The sequence below is a fragment of the Nitrospirillum amazonense genome (genome assembly GCF_029594735.1).
Lineage (GTDB): Bacteria > Pseudomonadota > Alphaproteobacteria > Azospirillales > Azospirillaceae > Nitrospirillum > Nitrospirillum amazonense.
On the sequence record NZ_JARPAF010000004.1, the window covers coordinates 599,809 to 616,936 of the forward strand.

At 69.9% G+C, this 17,128-nt stretch carries 16 protein-coding genes; 6 read left to right on the forward strand and 10 right to left on the reverse strand.

The features are described 5' to 3' along the window. Positions 1-51: 51 nt before the first annotated feature. Positions 52-258 carry a RebB family R body protein gene (locus P5F91_RS23480; RefSeq protein ID WP_145608306.1) on the forward strand — a complete coding sequence of 69 codons (207 nt, stop codon included), beginning with the start codon at positions 52-54 and terminating at the stop codon, positions 256-258. On the opposite strand, the gene P5F91_RS23485 is transcribed toward P5F91_RS23480, so the two are convergent. The 7 genes from P5F91_RS23485 to P5F91_RS23515 all read right to left on the reverse strand — a co-directional run bounded on the left by P5F91_RS23485 (position 247) and on the right by P5F91_RS23515 (position 10,008). Continuing rightward, a complete protein-coding gene (locus P5F91_RS23485; RefSeq protein WP_277908414.1) occupies positions 247-1,749 on the reverse strand; it encodes a S41 family peptidase in 1,503 nt (500 codons plus the stop codon). The two genes, P5F91_RS23480 and P5F91_RS23485, sit on opposite strands and share 12 nt — an antisense overlap. Positions 1,750-1,902: 153 nt before the next feature. Then, positions 1,903-2,286, reverse strand: a complete 384-nt coding sequence (locus tag P5F91_RS23490; protein WP_246134169.1) for a DUF983 domain-containing protein — start codon at positions 2,284-2,286, stop codon at positions 1,903-1,905. 188 nt (positions 2,287-2,474) lie between these two features. Beyond that, entirely contained in the window at positions 2,475-2,867 is a 393-nt protein-coding gene (locus tag P5F91_RS23495) for a VOC family protein (protein ID WP_145608301.1), read from the reverse strand. Then, positions 2,868-5,204, reverse strand: coding sequence for a ribonuclease R (gene rnr, locus P5F91_RS23500; protein ID WP_277908415.1), 2,337 nt, complete (start codon positions 5,202-5,204; stop codon positions 2,868-2,870). It lies immediately after the preceding gene. A gap of 28 nt (positions 5,205-5,232) precedes the next feature. Continuing rightward, the gene (topA, locus tag P5F91_RS23505; protein WP_277908416.1) at positions 5,233-7,911 is read right to left on the reverse strand and encodes a type I DNA topoisomerase; all 2,679 of its coding nucleotides are present in this window, start codon (positions 7,909-7,911) and stop codon (positions 5,233-5,235) included. Between the two features lie 70 nt (positions 7,912-7,981). After that, positions 7,982-9,097 (reverse strand): DNA-processing protein DprA, encoded by a 1,116-nt coding sequence (dprA, locus tag P5F91_RS23510; protein WP_338424092.1) that lies wholly within the window; start codon positions 9,095-9,097, stop codon positions 7,982-7,984. Positions 9,098-9,099: 2 nt separating this feature from the next. Further along, complete coding sequence (locus P5F91_RS23515) at positions 9,100-10,008, reverse strand: hypothetical protein (protein ID WP_277908418.1); 909 nt, start codon at positions 10,006-10,008, stop codon at positions 9,100-9,102. A 212-nt stretch (positions 10,009-10,220) separates the two neighbouring features. Here P5F91_RS23515 and P5F91_RS23520 point away from each other — a divergent pair, with 212 nt between their 5' ends. The 3 genes from P5F91_RS23520 to P5F91_RS23530 are packed head-to-tail and all read left to right on the forward strand — an operon-like array spanning position 10,221 to position 12,532. Continuing rightward, positions 10,221-10,685 (forward strand): MarR family winged helix-turn-helix transcriptional regulator, encoded by a 465-nt coding sequence (locus P5F91_RS23520; RefSeq protein WP_277908419.1) that lies wholly within the window; start codon positions 10,221-10,223, stop codon positions 10,683-10,685. A gap of 27 nt (positions 10,686-10,712) precedes the next feature. Beyond that, the gene (locus tag P5F91_RS23525; protein ID WP_277908420.1) at positions 10,713-11,273 is read left to right on the forward strand and encodes a cysteine hydrolase family protein; all 561 of its coding nucleotides are present in this window, start codon (positions 10,713-10,715) and stop codon (positions 11,271-11,273) included. Then, positions 11,270-12,532, forward strand: coding sequence for an MFS transporter (locus P5F91_RS23530; protein ID WP_277908421.1), 1,263 nt, complete (start codon positions 11,270-11,272; stop codon positions 12,530-12,532). The genes P5F91_RS23525 and P5F91_RS23530 overlap by 4 nt, the downstream gene beginning before the upstream one ends. On the opposite strand, the gene P5F91_RS23535 is transcribed toward P5F91_RS23530, so the two are convergent. Both P5F91_RS23535 and P5F91_RS23540 read right to left on the reverse strand, forming a co-directional pair. Next, a complete protein-coding gene (locus tag P5F91_RS23535) occupies positions 12,516-13,895 on the reverse strand; it encodes a sensor histidine kinase (protein ID WP_277908422.1) in 1,380 nt (459 codons plus the stop codon). The genes P5F91_RS23530 and P5F91_RS23535 overlap by 17 nt on opposite strands. Continuing rightward, positions 13,885-15,309, reverse strand: a complete 1,425-nt coding sequence (locus P5F91_RS23540; protein ID WP_145608289.1) for a sigma-54-dependent transcriptional regulator — start codon at positions 15,307-15,309, stop codon at positions 13,885-13,887. The genes P5F91_RS23535 and P5F91_RS23540 overlap by 11 nt, the downstream gene beginning before the upstream one ends. Positions 15,310-15,456: 147 nt before the next feature. On the opposite strand from P5F91_RS23540, the gene P5F91_RS23545 reads away from it, so the two are divergent. Beyond that, positions 15,457-15,930: an OsmC family protein gene (locus tag P5F91_RS23545; protein WP_145608287.1), complete on the forward strand. Its 474-nt coding sequence runs from the start codon at positions 15,457-15,459 to the stop codon at positions 15,928-15,930. Positions 15,931-15,981: 51 nt separating this feature from the next. Next, on the forward strand, positions 15,982-16,680 hold the full coding sequence (locus tag P5F91_RS23550; protein ID WP_145608285.1) for a helix-turn-helix transcriptional regulator: 699 nt from the start codon (positions 15,982-15,984) through the stop codon (positions 16,678-16,680). On the opposite strand, the gene P5F91_RS23555 is transcribed toward P5F91_RS23550, so the two are convergent. Further along, positions 16,677-17,075 (reverse strand): hypothetical protein, encoded by a 399-nt coding sequence (locus tag P5F91_RS23555; RefSeq protein ID WP_277908423.1) that lies wholly within the window; start codon positions 17,073-17,075, stop codon positions 16,677-16,679. The two genes, P5F91_RS23550 and P5F91_RS23555, sit on opposite strands and share 4 nt — an antisense overlap. Positions 17,076-17,128 lie beyond the last annotated feature (53 nt).

Genomic DNA, 17,128 nt, shown 5'->3' on the forward strand with positions numbered 1-17,128 from the left:
TCATGCGCGTACTCCGTGTGGCCGCAACGCCTCCAAGGCAGGAGATCCCCCGTGGCCTTCCCCACCGCCGTGAACAGCCAAATCACTGATTCGGTCACGCAAGCCAACACCAAGGTGGTCGGCGAGGCACCCGCCATGGCCCTGGGCACGGTCGAGCAGACCGTGGCCAATTCGGCGGCGCTTCTCGCGGAGAACGCCGCCGAGGTGCAAGGGACGCCCCACGGCGGTGCCGCCGGGGAGCAAGCGTCAGGGACCTGACCCGGGCGCCGTCGGCCGGTCGGCCAGCAGCGTCTGGCCCGCGAGCTGCGCCCGGCGCAGCAGGGGCGGGCTGGCCAGCAGGGTCTCTGCCACCGTCAGGTCCACCGGCGCCGGGCGGTTGCGCTCCGCCGGGCAGGCTGCGGGCGTGCCGGCGGGCCGGGGCTGGGCGCGTAAGGGCGCCAGGATGGCGGCGGCGTCGGTCAGGCCGGCGGTGCACAGGGCGGGCGCCAGGCCGTGGTGATCGAACATGCGGCCGGCCGGCGTCAGGATGCGCGACCAGGTGATGAACAGCTCCCCCCCGTTGGGCAGGGGGGCCACGGTCTGCACCACGCCCTTGCCGAAACTGGTGGTGCCCACGTCCAGGGCCCGGCCGCTGTCAACCAGGGCGCCCAGCACGATCTCGGCGGAAGAAGCGGTCTGCCCGTCGGCCAGCACGACCAGGGGGGCGCCGTCCAGGATGTCGTCCGGTGTGGCGTCGTAGTGCTGCACGCTGTCCGGATGGCGGCCCACGGTGTTCAGGATGGGGCCGCTGGTGATGAACAGGTCGGCAACGGCCACCGCCTGGTCCAGCAGGCCGCCGGTGTTGCCGCGCAGGTCCAGCACCCAGCCGGTGGGCCGGCCCAAGCCATCGGCGTCGCGCAGATGGCGGATGGCGGCGGCCAGGGCGTCGGCGGTGCCGGCGTTGAAGCGGCTGACATGCAGTACACCCACCGCACCCGCCCGCTCCGCCGTCACGGTGGGCAGGATGATGCGCTGGCGGCTGATCAGCACCGTCACCATGCCGCCGGTCCTGGCCACCCGCACCGGCACGCCGGTTCCTTCCGGCCCGCTCAGGCGGGTCATAACGGCCTCCACCGTCATGGCGGGGCCGCCCCCGCCGGCGGCGTCGATGGGCACGCCGCCCACGGCGGTTATGACGTCGCCCACCAGCAGGCCGGCGACGGAGGCCGGGCTGCCCGGGGCCACGGCGATGATGCGGAAGCCGCGCGGCGTTTCCTCCAGCGTCACGCCGATGCCGACATAACCTTCGCGGCGCGACCGCTCCGTCCGCGCCGCCGCCGGCACGGAATAGCGACTGTAGGGGTCGAGGTCGGCGGTGCCGCCCTCCAGCATGGCGCGGAACAGGGTTTCCCGCGTCTGGTCGCCGGGGCCGGCATCGGCGCTTTGCGCCACCGTCCAGTCCGTGGTGAGAGCGGCCAGATGGGCCCAGGATGCCGCGTCGCGGCCGGCGGGTAGGGTGAAGGTGCGCGGTGCCCGCCGGGCCACCGCCAGGGTCACGGCCCCGCCCCCCGGCTGCATCGTCACCGTCAGGTCGGGCACGACCACGCCGACATGGACCAGGCCGTCCACCACCAGGCGGCGCATGTCCACCGGTTCCAGGTACAGCTCGTCGATCTTGCTGTAGGCGCTCTGGTAGAATTGCTCGGCGGTAACGCTGCCACGATTCTCGGTGCCGCCGGCGCAGGCCGCCAGGGCCAAAACGCCGGCCAAAGCCGCCAGCGTCCGGGCCAGCGCGGCGCCCCGGCGGATGCGGTCAGGCCTGACGTGGGCTGGCCTGGTATGGGCGGGCCTAATATGGGTGGAGCGGGCGCGGTGTGCCCGGCATGTGGCCTGGGCCACGGCGCCTCCCGGTTTGTTGTTCCCCTAGCCGCGGATGCCCATGGCCCACTGCACGCCGATCACGGCCCCCTTGAACAGGGGCAGCAAGGCCAGCGACAGGCCCACGGTCAACGGACCCCACAGGGCCGCGTGGACCCATAGGGCGGGGTGGAAATTCTGTTCGACCGCCAAGGCGGCGCCGACCACGATATGACCGACGACGAAGATGGTAAAGTAGGGCGGCGCGTCGTCGGCGCGGAATTTACCCAATTCCAGGCCGCAGTTGGTGCAGACCGGCGCCACCTTGGTATAGCCCGCGAACAGGGTGTGGGCGCCGCAGTTGGGGCAGCAGCGGCGGATGCCGCGCATCATGGCCGTGCCGGCCATGCCCTTGGGCGGAGCGATGATTTCCTCGTGCGTGTCCGTCATGGTGTCCTCCATCTCGGCGACGCTGGCCTCGCGGACTGCCCTCGGATGCGGGTCAACAGGGGGGACGGGGTCGGTCGTCATGGCCTAGATGATGGGTATGGCCCGGGCCATGGTCCAGACGCGTTTCACAGGGTACAGCCCTGCTATCTACACTTGTTGTGATTTCCCCGAATTGTGAGCCGGGGACATCAGGCGTTGAGCTGCAGCAGATCCCAACGGGTGCCGTAGAGGTCCTGGAACACCACCACGGTGCCATAGGCTTCAACCCGGGGTTCCTCGCAGAAGGTGACGCCGGCCGCCTTCATGCGATGGTAGTCGCGCCAGAAATCGTCGGTGCGCAGGAACAGGAAGACGCGGCCGCCGGCCTGGTTGCCGATGGCGGCCTCCTGCTCCGGCCCCGCCGCCTTGGCCAGCAGCAGCCGCGTTTCAGCTGAGCCGGGCGGCGCCATGACCACCCAGCGCTTGCCCCCGCCCAGGTCCGTGTCCTCCACGGCGTCGAAGCCCAGGACGTCGCGGTACCAGGCCTTGGCCTCGTCATAGTCGCGCACGACCAGGGCGACGCCGCCGATGAATTGAGGCATTCACTTATCCTTGAGCGGCGCCCGCTTGACGCGGGCCTTGGTGGCGGTCTTTTTGGTCAGGCGGGCGCGGCCACCTTTGCCATCAGATTTGCCGCCAGCCAGCCAGGGGGCGTCGTCCGTGTCCTCGCCCAGCAGGGCGAACACCATGCTGCCGGAGATGCGGTCGGCCTCCACCAGGCGCACCTTGACGATCGTGCCCAGGCGGTAGGTGCGGCCCCAGCGGCGGCCCACCAGCTGGTGGTTGGCCTCGTCATGGTCATAGAAGTCGTCCGGCAGGGTGGAGATGGGCACCAGCCCGTCGGCCCCCGTCTCGTCCAGGGTGACGAACAGGCCGAAGCGGGTGACACCGCCGATGCGGCCGGTGAAGGTGCCGCCCACCCTGTCCGACAGATAGGCCGCGACATAGCGGTCCAGGGCGTCGCGCTCGGCCGTGGCGGCGCGGCGTTCGGTGACGGAGATATGCTCCCCCACCTGCACGAGGCGGCCCGCTTCCTCCTCATCCAACCCGCCCGGCCCCAGGCCGTAGGCCTTCACCAGGGCGCGGTGCACCACCAGGTCGGCGTAGCGGCGGATGGGGGAGGTGAAGTGGGCGTAGCGCGGCAGGGCCAGGCCGAAATGGCCGATGTTCTCCGGCTGGTACAGCGCCTGGGATTGGCTGCGCAGGATGACGGTGTTCACCAGGTCCGCCTCCGGCGTCTCCGCCGCCTTGTTCAGGATGCGGGTGAACAGGATGGGCTTCATCACCTGGCCCTTGGCCAGGGTGTAGCCCAGGGAGCCCAGGAACTGGCGCAGGGCCTCCAGCTTGTCGCGCGCGGGTTCGGCGTGCACGCGGTACATGCAGGGGCTGTGCTTGGCCTCCAGGGCCTCCGCCGCCGCCACGTTGGCGGCGATCATGAATTCCTCCACCAGGCGGTGGCTGTCCAGGCGGGGGCGCACGCCGATGCTCTGGATGGTGCCGGCCTCGTCCAGCTTCACCAGCCGTTCCGGCAGATCCAGTTCCAGCGTGCCACGCGCGTCGCGGGCCTTCTGCAGCACGGCGAAGGCGCCGTACAGCGGGGTGATCACCCGCTCCATCAGCGGGCCGGTCAGGTCATCCGGTTCGCCGTCGCGGGCCTTCTGCACCTGGGTGTAGGTCAGGCGCGCGACGGAGCGCATGAGGCCGCGCACGAAGCGATGGCGCTTCAGCCGCCCTTGCGCGTCAATCCACATGTGGACCGCCAGGCAGGCGCGGTTGACCTCGGGCTTCAGGGAGCAAAGCTCATTCGACAGCGCCTCGGGCAGCATGGGCACGACGCGATCGGGGAAATAGACGCTGTTGCCCCGGTCGAAGGCGTTGCGGTCCAGCGCCATGCCGGGCCGGACGTAGAAGCTGACGTCGGCGATGGCCACCAGCAGATGCCAGCCGCCCGGATTGTTGGGGTCGGTGTCAGGCTCCGCGAACACGGCGTCGTCGAAGTCGCGCGCGTCCTCGCCATCGATGGTCACCAGGGGGACGTCGCGCAGGTCGGTGCGCCCCTCCACCGTCGGTTCGGGGGCGGCCTCCGCCTCCTCGATGGCCGCCTTGGCGAACTGGGTGGGGATGGCGTGCTGGGCGATGGCGATCAGGCTGACGGCGCGCGGCTCCTCGATGCTGCCCAGCCGCTCCACCACCCGCACCTGTTTCAGGCCCAGGCGGGACGCGGGCAGCAGTTCGGCCACCACCAGCTCGCCCGGCTGTGCCCCCTCGGCGTTGGCGTCGGCCACGGCGAATTCCGCCTTGGCGCGGCGGTCCACCGGCTTCAGCCGGCCGCCGTCGCGGGCGCGCTCATAGATGCCGACGATGCGGGTGGCCGTGCCGCTGTCCAGCTTGCGCATGGTGCGGCCTTCATAGACGTCTTCCCCGCCGCCGGCCTGGGGTTGCCGCGACAGGCGGGCCAGCACGCGGTCGCCCACCGCCAATGCCGGATGGCCGCGCTTCTCGGCGGCCATGTAGATGCGGGGCGGCGGCGCCTCATGCGCCCAACTGGTGGGCCGGGCCAGCACCTCGCCATCCGGTGTCACTTCGCTGACGATCAGCACCGCAACCTCGGGCAGGGCCGCCGGCACGGCGACGCGCCGGCCCTCGCCCTTCTCGATGCTGCCCTCGCCCTCCAGTTCCTTCAGCAGCTCCTTCAGGACGATGCGGCCGTCGCCGGTAATGTTGAAGGCGCGCGCGATCTCCCGCTTGCCCACGGGCACGGGGCTGGACTGGATATAGTCCATGATCTCTTCCCTGGTGGGGAAGGGGGCGTCGGCCGCACGGCGGGCCGGCACCGGCCTGGGCAAAGCCCGCCGGGGGCCCTCCGGACGCTTCGGCATGATCAATCCTTGAACCGAGGTGACGGGCTCAGTCGCCCGCCGCCGTCTTCTTCACCGCGGGTTTCTTCGCGGTCGTGGTGGTCTTCTTCGGCGTGGCGGCCTTCTTCTCAGCCGCCGCCTTGGTGGTCGCCGCCTTCGCCGGTGCCTTCTTGGCCGCCGTCTTCTTCGGCTTCTCCTCGCCGTCGGCTGCCGCCGCCGGCTTCTTGCCGCTGTCCTTGGCCGCCTTGGCCGCCAACAGCTCCACCGCCTGTTCCAGGGTGATGGTGTCGGCGTTGATGGCCTTGGGGATGCTGGCGAACAGCTTCAGGTGCTTGACGTAGGGGCCGAAGCGGCCGCTGCCCAGGGTGATGGGTTTGCCGTCCTTGGGATGGTTGCCCAGCTCACGGCCCGCCACCGTCTTGCGTGCGGCCACGCCGGCCAGCAGCACCACGGCCCGGTTCAGGCCGATGGTCAGCACGTCGTCGTCCGGCGTCAGGTTCTTGTAGGCGTCGCCATGCTTCAGATAGGGGCCGAAGCGGCCGATGCCGGCCGTGATCTCCTGCCCCGTCTCCGGATGCGGGCCCAGGCTGCGCGGCAGGGCCAGCAGGCGCAGGGCGATGTCCAGGTCCACATCCTGCGGGTTCATGGCGCGCGGCAGCGACACGCGCTTGGGCTTGGGCTCGTCCGGCGCACCCGTCTGGACATAGACGCCGTAGGGGCCCCGCTTCATGGACACGGGGTAGCCCGTTTCCGGGTCGGTGCCCAGTTCGCGGTCGGCGTTGCCCTCCTCGCCCCCCTCGACGCTCAGGGGGCGGGTGTACTTGCAGTCCGGGTAGTTGGAACAGCCGATGAAGGCGCCGTTCTTGCCCAACTTCAGCGACAGCCGGCCCTCGCCGCAGACGGGGCAGACGCGCGGGTCGCGCCCGCCCTCGGCCGGCGTGGGGAAGAAGTGCGGGCCCAGCGCCTCGTCCAGGGCGTCCAGCACCTGGGTGATGGTCAGGTCCTTGGTCCCCTCCACCGCGGTGGAGAAGGCCTGCCAGAACTCGCGCAGCACCGTCTTCCAGTCGATGCGGCCGCCGGAAATGTCGTCCAGCTTGGTTTCCAGGTCGGCGGTGAAGCCGTATTCGACATACCGGTTGAAGAAGTTCTCCAGGAAGGTCGTGACCAGGCGGCCGCGGTCCTCCGGCTCGAACCGGCGCTTCTCCAGGCGGACGTAGTTCCGGTCCTGCAGCACCTGCAGGATGCTGGCGTAGGTGGACGGCCGGCCGATGCCCAGCTCCTCCATCTTTTTCACCAGGCTGGCCTCGGTGTAGCGCGGCGGCGGCTGGGTGAAGTGCTGGTCGGACTTGACCTCGCCCTTGGCCAGGTCGTCGCCATCCTTCATGGCCGGCAGGCGGGTGTCCTTGTCCTCGTCATCGCCGGCGTCGTCGCGGTCTTCCTGATAGACCTTCAGGAAGCCGTCGAAGGTGACGATGGAGCCGGTGGCGCGGAACTGCGCCTCGGCCTTGGGCGACGCGATGTCGACCGAGACCTGGTCCAGCTCGGCGCTGGCCATCTGGCAGGCGATGGTGCGCTTCCACACCAGCTCGTACAGGCGCTGCTCATCCTTGTCCAGGAAGCGGCCCATCTGGTCCGGCCGGCGGAACATGTCGGTGGGGCGGATGGCCTCGTGCGCTTCCTGCGCGTTCTTGGCGCTGGACTTGTACACGCGCGGGGCGTTGGGCAGGTACTCGTTGCCGAAGGCGGAGGAGATCAGGCGGCGGGCGCCGTCGATGGCCTCGTTCGACAGCTGCACGCCGTCGGTACGCATATAGGTGATCAGGCCCACCGTCTCGCCGCCGATGTCCACGCCCTCATACAGCTTCTGGGCGATGCGCATGGTCTTGGTGGCGCCGAAGCCCAGCTTGCGGCTGGCCTCCTGCTGCAGGGTGGAGGTGGTGAAGGGCGGGAAGGGGTTGCGGCGCACCTGGCGCCGTTCCACCGACCGCACCATGAAGGACAGCGGGCGGATGGTGGCCAGGGCCGCATCGGCGTCGCCCTTGTTGCCCAGGGTGAACTTGTCCAGCTTCTTGCCGTTCAGGCCCACCAGACGGGCGGTGAAGGGCGCCCCCGCCGGCGTGCGGAACTCCGCCTCGATGGTCCAGTATTCCTGCGGGCGGAAGGCCTCGATCTCCGACTCACGCTCGCAGATCAGGCGCAGGGCCACGGACTGCACACGGCCGGCGGAGCGCGAGCCCGGCAGCTTGCGCCACAGCACCGGCGACAGGGTGAAACCCACCAGGTAGTCCAGGGCGCGGCGGGCCAGGTAGGCGTCGACCAGTTCCTGGTGCACGTCGCGCGGATGGGCGATGGCGTCCAGCACCGCGCTCTTGGTGATTTCGTTGAAGGTGACGCGCTTCACGTCCACCTTGCCGGTGATGCGCTTCTCATCCAGCAGCTGCTTGACGTGCCAGGCAATGGCCTCCCCCTCGCGATCCGGGTCGGTGGCGAGGTAGATGCGGGTGGCGCCCTTGGCGGCGCGGGTGATCTCGTCGATATGGCGTTTGGAGCGGTCGCCCAGCTCCCACTCCATGGAGAAATCCTCTTCCGGCTTCACCGAACCGTCGCGGGCCGGCAGGTCGCGCACATGGCCGTAGCTGGCGAGAACGGTGAAATCATCGCCCAGGTACTTGTTGATGGTCTTCGCCTTGGCCGGCGATTCGACGATGAGGACGTTGCTGCCCGACAAGGGGACCCCGCACTGCAATAGGTGGCGATGCTTTCCGAAAACCTTGATCCCGGGGCGGCGCCGTCCAGCGTCACGCCAGGCTCACGCGGCCCCCGGGGTGGCGATGCAGACGGCCCGCCAGCTCCAGTTCCAGCAGGATGGTCAGCACCACCGCCGCAGACAATTGGCAGTCCCGGACAATTTCGTCAATGTGTACCGGGGTGGGGCTTAAGCACAGGGTGACCCGGGGACGGGCCGCCTCGATCTCCTTTTCCCCCGGATCGACGGGGGGCGGGACGGGCCCGCCGCCCGCAGGCGGGGCATTGAACGTGGCCAAACCCTGGGGGCCCAGATAGGCCAGGATGTCGTCCGCCGTCTCCACCAAGACCGCGCCGTCCTTCAGCAGGCGGTTGCAGCCCTGGGCGCGCGGGTCCAGCGGCGACCCCGGTACGGCGAAGAGGTCGCGGCCCTGTTCCAGCGCCAGCCGGGCGGTGATAAGCGACCCGGACTTCAGCGCCGCCTCCACCACCAGCACGCCGCGCGACAGACCGGAGATCAAGCGGTTGCGCCGGGGGAAATGGCGGGCCTGCGGCTCCGTCCCCGGCGGCGATTCGGCTACCAGGGCGCCCTGATCGGCGATGCGCCGGTGCAGCTCCGCGTTTTCCGGCGGGTAGATGACGTCCACGCCACCGGCCAGCGCCGCGACGGTGCAGCGGTGCAGCGCCGCCTCATGCGCCGCCGTGTCGATGCCCCGCGCCAGGCCGGAAACGACGGAGATTCCGGCCTCCGCCAGGTCCCGGGAAATCATGGCCGCCAGCTTGCGCCCGGTGAGGGAGGCGTTGCGGGCCCCCACCACGGCGACGGCCGGGCGGCTGAGGCGGGCAGGGTCGCCTAGCACGGTGAGGACGGGCGGCGCGTCCTCGATGGCGGCCAGCTGGGCGGGATAATCGGGTTCACACCAGCACAGCAGGCGGGCGCCCATGCGGTCCAGCGCCGCCAACTCCCGTTCGGCGGCGGCGCGCGGCGCGATGCTCAGGGGACGGTCGCGCCCGCCGCGCCGGGCCAGGTCGGGCAGGGCTTCCAGGGCCGCCGCCGGGGCGCCGAAGCGCTCCATCAGGCGATGAAAGGTGACGGGCCCCACCGACTCCGTGCGCGTCAGGCGCAGCCAGTCCAGGCGCTCGGCAGGGGAAAGGACGCGCGTGCCCACCCTCAATTGGGCTGTTCCGGGATCTTGAAGCCCAGATAGGTGCCGGCGCTGATGCCCAGCACGCCCAGGCTATAGGGGTCCAGGTCCGGCATCTTGCGGTGGACCACCGTCTCGATCAGGAACAACACCCCGATGACCACCGTCCACACCGCCGTCTGGAAGCGGTGCAGGCTGATGCCGTTGGCGTCGGTCAGGATGTCGTGGACGAAATCGCGGGACGCCAGTTGGCGGGCCAGCGTGTCGCGGGTGGCGGTCAGGGTGGGCAGGTCGGCCGGCGGCGTGGCCGGGTCCGCCATCTGCGCCAGCACGGCCTGGTAGGCCGCCAGGATGGGGTTGGTCTTGTTCTGCTCCACCATCGCCGCCCCCATGGCGGTGCCGGTGCCGAGACCCATCAGGCACAGCGCCTGGCCCGTCAGGGTGTCCAGTTCCCCCGTCACCAGGAACAGGTAGAGGTAGGCCGCCAGCACGATGACGAACCACCAAGCCATCTGGCTTTGCGCCAGGCTGAAGGCGCGGCGCAGCGGCTTGCCCGTGGCGCTGGTGACGCCGGCGAAGGTGGACGGCGTGTTGTCGCGCAGCATGTCGGTGGACATGGCGAGGTACAGCAGGGCGGCGGTGACCGCCACCAGCACCAGCACGCTGCCCACCGCCAGGGTCTTCTGGCTTTGCGGCAAGGACTTCCACGCCAGCGCCAGGCTGGCGTCGCGAGCCGCCTTGGCCATGGCCGCCGCCGCTTCGGGGCCGTCGTCGACATGGATCATGGTCCGGGGAACGACGCCGGGAGGCGCGTCCGGAGCCGGCGCGACGGTGACGGGCGTCTCGGTCACGGTCACCGGCGCCGCCGTCTGCGCGTCCGCCGGAGCCGTCATCATGTGCAACCCGGCACCCAGCAGCGCCAGCAACGCCGTCACCAAAAATATCCTGCGCACCATGCCCTCCCGAACCGCAAGGCCCCGCCTGAGAGCGGTAAATCTATCGCGACACACCTATTGAGGGAACGACCAAACAGCGCGGCGCAGTAAAGTGGTGTCGGGTATAGGTCCCCGCGCAGCCATCACCGCTGTGTCGCCAATATATGAAGGAAGACTTTGTAGTTTATCTTCATACCTGCTAAAACCGGGGCATGAACGACCCCCTGGAGAGGCCCGACGCGGGCGACCCCGACACATCGGCCACCATGGCGACGGCGGTGGAGCTGCGCGTGGTCATGGGCCAGCTGCGGCGCAAGTTGCGTGAGCAGGCCAACGTCGGCGACCTGACGCCCTCGCAAATCGCCGTGCTGCGCCGGCTGGACGGCGGGCCGGCCACGGTGACGGCCCTGGCCAAGGCGGAGGGCGTGCGCTCTCAGTCCATGGGCGCCACCGTCGCGGCGCTGGAGGCGGTAGGCCTGGTGATGGGCAGCGCCGATCCCGCCGATGGCCGCCAGACCTTATGGGACCTGACCCCGGCCTGCCGCGAGCGGGTGCGGGCAGGCCGCGCCCTGCATGAGGACTGGCTGTTCCGCGCCATGCGCGCCCGCCTGACGGCGACGGAGCGGGCGGAACTGGGACGCGCGGTCGACCTTCTGAAGCGTCTGGTCACCGACTGACATTCCCAACCTTCAAGGAGACCGGCCATGGCCGTCACCACCGTGGATGCCCGCACCGCCCTGATCGTCATCGACCTGCAGAAAGGCCTGCTGGCCATGCCGGGCCTGCCGCCCCTGGGCGGGGTTCTGCGCAACGCCGCCGATCTGGCCGCCGCCTTTCGCCGCAAGGGCTTGCCGGTGGTGCTGGTCACCGTGGCCGGCGGCCCCCCGGGCCGGACGGAGCAGAGGCGCGGCCCGCGCGACCTGCCGCCGGACTGGGCCGAGCTGGTCCCTGAACTGGATGCCCAGGCGGGGGACCACCGCGTGGGGAAACGCACCTGGGGCGCCTTTCCCCATACCGACCTGGACGCCTACCTCAAGGACCGGGGCGTGACCCAGGTGGTGGTGGCCGGCGTCGCCACCAGCATCGGCGTGGAATCCACGGCGCGCGAGGCGCATGCGCTGGGCTACAACGTCACGCTGGCCGTCGATGCCATGGCCGACCGCGACGCCGAAACCCATGACCATAGCGTCACGCGCATCTTTCCCCGTCTGGGCGAGACCGGCACCACGGCCGAGATCCTGGCCCTGCTGGACGGGGCCTCATGACGGCGCCCATCGCTTCCGCCGCCACCGGCACGTTCCGCTCCCTGGCCAACCGCAATTTCCGCCTGTGGTTCCTGGGCGCCATCGTGTCCAACGTCGGCACCTGGATGCAGCGTACGGCGCAGGACTGGCTAGTGCTGACGGAACTGGCGCATGTCAACGGCGCCTCCGCCGTCGGCATCGTCATGGGCCTGCAATTCGGGCCCCTGGCCCTGCTGCTGCCCTTCAGCGGCTTCGCCGCCGACTATTTCGACCGGCGGCGCCTGCTGTTGTGCACCCAGGCCGCCTCCGCCCTGCTGGCGCTGGGCCTGGGCCTGCTGACCGTGCTGGGCCTGGTGCAATTGTGGCACGTCTACATCTTCGCCTTCCTGCTGGGCTGTGTCGCCGCCTTCGACGCGCCCGCCCGCCAGACCTTCATCGGTGAGCTGGTGGGCGAGGCGGACCTGGCCAACGCCGTGGCGCTCAACTCCACCTCCTTCAACGCGGCGCGCATGATCGGGCCGGCGGTGGCGGGCGTGCTGATCGCGGCGGTGGGTACCGGCTGGGTGTTCCTGATCAATGCCGCCTCCTTCGTCGCCGTCATCGGCTCGCTATGCCTGCTGCGGGTGGCGGATTTCCATCCGCGCGTGCGGGCGGCGCGCAGCCGGGGCAGCTTCGTCGAGGGCTTCCGCTATGTCTGGGGCCGGCCGGATTTGCAGGCCGTGCTGCTGATGCTGTTCCTCATCGGCACTTTCGGCCTGAACTTCCCCATCTTCATCTCCACCATGTCGGTGCACGTCTTCCGCGCCGGCGCGGACGAGTACGGCGTGCTCAGCTCCACCATGGCCATCGGCTCCGTCGCCGGCGCCCTGCTGGCGGCCAGGCGCGCCACGCCCACCGTGTCCCTGCTGACGGGTGCCGCGCTGCTGTTCGGCGTGGGATGTGCCCTGGCGGCGGTCATGCCCACCACCTGGGCGTTCGGCATCCTGCTGGTGGTCGTCGGCGTGGCGGCGCAGACCTTCACCACCTCCACCAACAGCCTGGTGCAGCTCTCCACCGACAGCGCCATGCGCGGCCGGGTGGTGGCCCTGCTGCTGGCCATCGCGGTCGGGGGCACACCGTTGGGCGCCCCCGTCGTCGGCTGGGTGGCCGACGTGGCCGGCCCGCGCTGGTCCCTGGGCCTGGGGGCCGCTTCCGGCTTGGTCGCGGCGCTGGTTGGGGTGCGCTATCTGCTCACGCACACCGGCTGGCGGCTTTGGGGCGGGGTTAAAACCGCAGAGTAAACACCGTGCCGCCACCTTCCACGGGCGACGCGGCGATGGTGCCGCCGTGGGCCAGCATGATCTGGCGGGCAAGCGGCAGGCCGATGCCGCTGCCCTCGCGCTTGGTGGTGTAGAAGGGCACGAAGATCTTGTCGGCCACATCGGGCGGGATGCCGGGGCCGTTGTCCCGCACCAGCAGGTTCAGGTGGCCGGTCACGTCCAGGTGCCCCGCCAGGGTGATGGCGGGGGCGCGGGTCGCCGTGCCGCCGGCCTTCCACTCGTCAAGCGCCTCCACCGCGTTCTTCACCAGGTTGATCAGCACCTGGTCGATCAGGTCGGGGTCGGCGCTGATTTCCAGCGAGGGCGGCAGCACCACCACCTCCAGCGCCACGCCATGCTCCGCCATCGCCGGACCCATCAGCCGCTCCACCCGGCCAAACAACTCCCGCACCTTCAGCCGTTCCACCTTCGGCCGGGGCATCTGGGTGAAGCGGCGGTAACGCTCGACGAAGCGCAGCAGGCCGCCGGCGCGGCGGGTGACGGTGTCCATGGCCTCGCCCGCGTCGGCCGCGTCCAGCAGCACGGCGGGCGGCAGGCCGGGGATGGTCTCCAGCTGGGTGCGCAGGTCGGCCAGCAGTGACTGCGCCGTGCCCGCCAGGGAGGAGACGGGCGTCAGCGAGTTCATCATCTCATGCGTCAGCACCCGCACCAGGTCCGACCAGGCCTTGACCTCCGTCGCCTCCAGCTCCCCGCCGATGTTCTGCAGGCTGATCAGCAGGCGCGGCCCTTCGGCCAGGGTCAGCTGGGTGGCGCGCACCGTCAGGTGCAGGGGCGTGATGCCGCCCGCCACCTTCAGCAGGGCGCTCTTCCCCGGTTCCAGCACGCGCAGCGCCGAATCCAGGGTGCCGCCGTCCACCAGGCGGCGGTTCAGGTCGTCATGGCCAATCAGGCGGCGGGCCACGTTGTTCAGCAGGTTGACGCGGCCGTCGGGATGCACCTCCGCCAGGGCCACGGGCACATGCTCCACCAGCACGTTCAGGTAATCGGCCTTGCGCTCGGCGTCGGCGCGGGCGTCGCGGAACTTGTCGAACACCCCGGCGAAGGCGTGGCCCAGTTCCTGGAAGCTGGGACCCATGGCGCGATAGCTGAAGCTCTGGGTGAAGTCCGAATGGCTGAGGGCGTTCAGGAAGCGCGCCAGCTCGCGGTTGGTGGTGTTCACCACCCGCACCACGCCGCCGATCTGGAAGGCGATCAGGAACAGCACCAGCGCCTCGGTGGCGTGGTAGTCGGTGGCCTGCAGCAGCAGGCCCAGGGCCACGCAGCTGAGGCACAGCAGGGTCACCCGCAGGGTCAGCGCCGTGCTGAACGACGACTTAAAGACCATGCTTCTCCATCCGGCGGTAGAGGGAGGTGCGGGTGATGCCCAGCTCATTGGCGGCGTGGCTGATGTTGCCCTGGTGCTTGTCCAGCGCCCGGCGGATCACCTGCGCCTCCACCGTCTCCAGATCCAAGGTGCCTAAGGTCAGGCCGTCATCACCCACCGGCGCCAAGGTCGTGGGTGGCGGTGCCGCCGGCCGGGGGGCGCCGCCGGGGGCGGACGGCAGGGAGAAATCCTCCGCCTCCAGCACATCGCCGGCGCCCAGGATCATGGCACGCTCCACCGCGTGGCGCAGGGCGCGGACGTTGCCCGGCCAGTGATAGGCCTTCAGCCGCGCCAGCGCGTCGGCGGACAGGCGGCGCGGCGGGATGGCGTATTTGCGGGCGTACAGTCCCATGAAATGCGTGACCAGTGCCGGGATGTCGTCCGCCCGGTCGCGCAAGGGGGGCAGGCGCAGCTCCACCGTGTTGATGCGGTACAGCAGATCCTGGCGGAAGGTGTCCGGGCTTTCCAGCTGTTCCACCGGCATGTTGGTAGCGGAAATCAGGCGCACGTCGATGGGGATGGGCCGGTTGCCGCCCACGGGGATGACCACCCGCTGTTCCAGCACCGACAAGAGCTTGCTCTGCTGGTACAGGGGCAGGTTGCCGATCTCATCCAGGAACAGGGTGCCGCCGTTGGCCGCCACCAGCCGGCCCACGCGATCCTCCTTGGCGTCGGTGAAGGCGCCCTTCTTGTGGCCGAACAGCTCGCTCTCGAACAGGTTCTCGGCAATGGCGCCCAGGTCCACGGCCACGAACACCTGGTCGGCCCGGCGGGACCGGCGGTGGATTTCGCGGGCGATGACCTCCTTGCCGGTGCCGTTCTCGCCCAGGATCAGGACGTTGGCGTCGGTGGGGGCGGCGCGGTCCACCAGGGTCAGCACCCGGGCCATGGCCGGGCTGCTGCCGATGAGCGTTTGCCCCGGCTGGTCCAAGGCTGCCGCCAGCTCCTTGTTGCGGGCGCCCAGCTGGGCCGCCTCGCGCCGGGAGGCGGTCAGGGTCATGGCGCTCATCAGGGTCGCCACCAGCCGCTCATTGGACCAGGGCTTCAGCACGAAATCGCAGGCGCCCTGCTTCATCGCCTCCACCGCCGTGCCCACGTCGCCATAGGCGGTCATCAGGATGACGGACAGGGTGGGGTCGATCTCCAGCACCCGCTTCAGCCACTGGAAGCCTTCGCGTCCCGTGTTGGCGCCGATGGCGAAGTTCATGTCCAGGAGGACGGCGTCGAACACCTCATCCTTCAACAGCTGCGGGATGCGATCCGGCTGGCTCTCGGTATGGACCAGGATGCCTTCCCGCTTCAGCAGCAGGCGGGCGGCCACCAGGATGTCCTGGTCGTCGTCCACCATCAGGATACGGCCGCTTTTCTGTGTCATCGGTGCGAAGTCCCCCACAATACTGTCCGAAATCGTACACCGCCCAGGGTCAGAGCGCATGTCCGTTCTGCGGTGGTTCCCCCTGGCGCAACAAGAGTGGCTCCCCTCCAATGCCGGCAACAACCATCAGCCAAAGGGAGCGACATCATGGCCGGCAAGCAACACACCTACCGCGTCACCGTCACCTGGACCGGGAACAAGGGGCAGGGCACGGCCAACTATCGCGCCTACACTCGCGACCATGAGATCCAGGCGGCGGGTAAGCCGATCATCCCCGGCTCCTCCGACCCCGCCTTCCTGGGCGACGCCACCCGCTACAATCCGGAGGAGATACTGGTCGCCTCCCTCTCCACCTGCCACAAACTGTGGTACCTGCACCTGGCGGCCGAGGCCGGGCTGGTCGTCACCGCCTACCAGGACCAGGCGGAGGGCATGATGGTGGAGACGGCGGACGGCAACGGCCACTTCACCCAGGTCACCCTGCGCCCGACGGTGACCATCGCCGCCGGTGGCGATGCGGCGCTGGCCCAGGCGCTGCACGACAAGGCGCATCATTTCTGCTTCATCGCCAACTCCGTCAATTTCCCGGTGGTGACGGACGGGTTGGTGCAGACGGCCTGACGGCGCGCGGGCTATCCTGGCGGTGACCTTGATTCATCCGGACCCGCCGCCTTGTCCCGTTCCGCCCGCCTGCTCGACCTCATCCAGGCCCTGCGCCGCCATCGCCGGCCGGTGACGGCCGCCGACCTGGCGGGGGAGCTGGGGATTTCCATCCGCACCGTCTATCGCGACATCGCCACCTTGGCGGCTCAGGGCGTGCCGGTGGAGGGGGAGGCCGGCCTGGGCTATGTCCTGCGCCCCGGTTTCATGCTGCCGCCCCTGATGTTCGGCGATGATGAGATCGAGGCCCTGGTGCTGGGCCTGCGCTGGGTGGCGCAGCGGGGCGACGGCCCCCTGGGCCTGGCGGCGCAGAACGCCACCGCCAAGATCACGGCCGTGCTGCCGGCCGACCTGAAGGCCCTGGCGGAGGACAGCGGCCTGGTGCCGGTGTCGCTGAAGCCCAGCGTGACGGAACCGCGCGACCTGACGGAAATCCGCCGCGCCATCCGGACGGAGCGCAAGCTGCGCATCGCCTACACCGACGGGCAAGGGCGGGCCAGCGACCGCACCATCTGGCCCTTCGCCCTGGCCTTCATGGAGCGCATCCGCATGGTGGCGGCGTGGTGCGAGACGCGGCAGGCCTTCCGCCACTTCCGCACCGACCGCATCGTCGAGGTGACGGTGGAGGCCGACCGCTATCCCCGCCGCCGCCACGCCCTGCTGGCCGACTGGAAGGCGGAGATGGACGCCATGGACCCGGAGGCCCCTTAAGGCGCCGGCTTCATGCTGTCATAGGTCAGCAGCACGTCGGTATGGCCATCGGCCAGGCGGTGGAACAGGGTGCCGGTCACGGCCACCCGGCGGCCCAGCGGGGGCTTGACGCCCTGGGGCAGCTTCAACTGAAGGGCGTCGATTGACTCCACGTCCTCATCCGTTTCCGCCGTGCCGCCCGTCACGCAGATCATCTGCGGCAAGGTCAGCACGTAATAGTCCTCATGGGTGACGCCCTTGGCGCCGCTGCGGGTGCCGTGCTGCAGGGTGATCTCCCCCATCAGGGTCACGGGCTCCGGCTGGTAGGGCTGGCAATCATGGGCCCAGGCGGGGGCCCAGGCGGGGAAGGCGGCGCCGGCGGTCACACCGGCCAGCAACAGGATCCGGAAAAGCATGCTGTCCTCCTAGGCGCGTATCGAGCCAGGCGCGTGTCGAGCGTATGCGAAAG

What these genes read in the sequence shown, in the direction of transcription:
- P5F91_RS23540 (WP_145608289.1), bottom strand. Translation starts at nt 15,309, where the DNA reads ATGACACAGAAAAGCGGCCGTATCCTGATGGTGGACGACGACCAGGAC.
- P5F91_RS23520 (WP_277908419.1), top strand. Translation starts at nt 10,221, where the DNA reads ATGAACGACCCCCTGGAGAGGCCCGACGCGGGCGACCCCGACACATCG.
- P5F91_RS23530 (WP_277908421.1), top strand. Translation starts at nt 11,270, where the DNA reads ATGACGGCGCCCATCGCTTCCGCCGCCACCGGCACGTTCCGCTCCCTG.
- P5F91_RS23535 (WP_277908422.1), bottom strand. Translation starts at nt 13,895, where the DNA reads ATGGTCTTTAAGTCGTCGTTCAGCACGGCGCTGACCCTGCGGGTGACC.
- P5F91_RS23555 (WP_277908423.1), bottom strand. Translation starts at nt 17,075, where the DNA reads ATGCTTTTCCGGATCCTGTTGCTGGCCGGTGTGACCGCCGGCGCCGCC.
- rnr (WP_277908415.1), bottom strand. Translation starts at nt 5,204, where the DNA reads ATGCCGAAGCGTCCGGAGGGCCCCCGGCGGGCTTTGCCCAGGCCGGTG.
- P5F91_RS23490 (WP_246134169.1), bottom strand. Translation starts at nt 2,286, where the DNA reads ATGACGGACACGCACGAGGAAATCATCGCTCCGCCCAAGGGCATGGCC.
- P5F91_RS23495 (WP_145608301.1), bottom strand. Translation starts at nt 2,867, where the DNA reads ATGCCTCAATTCATCGGCGGCGTCGCCCTGGTCGTGCGCGACTATGAC.
- P5F91_RS23525 (WP_277908420.1), top strand. Translation starts at nt 10,713, where the DNA reads ATGGCCGTCACCACCGTGGATGCCCGCACCGCCCTGATCGTCATCGAC.
- P5F91_RS23545 (WP_145608287.1), top strand. Translation starts at nt 15,457, where the DNA reads ATGGCCGGCAAGCAACACACCTACCGCGTCACCGTCACCTGGACCGGG.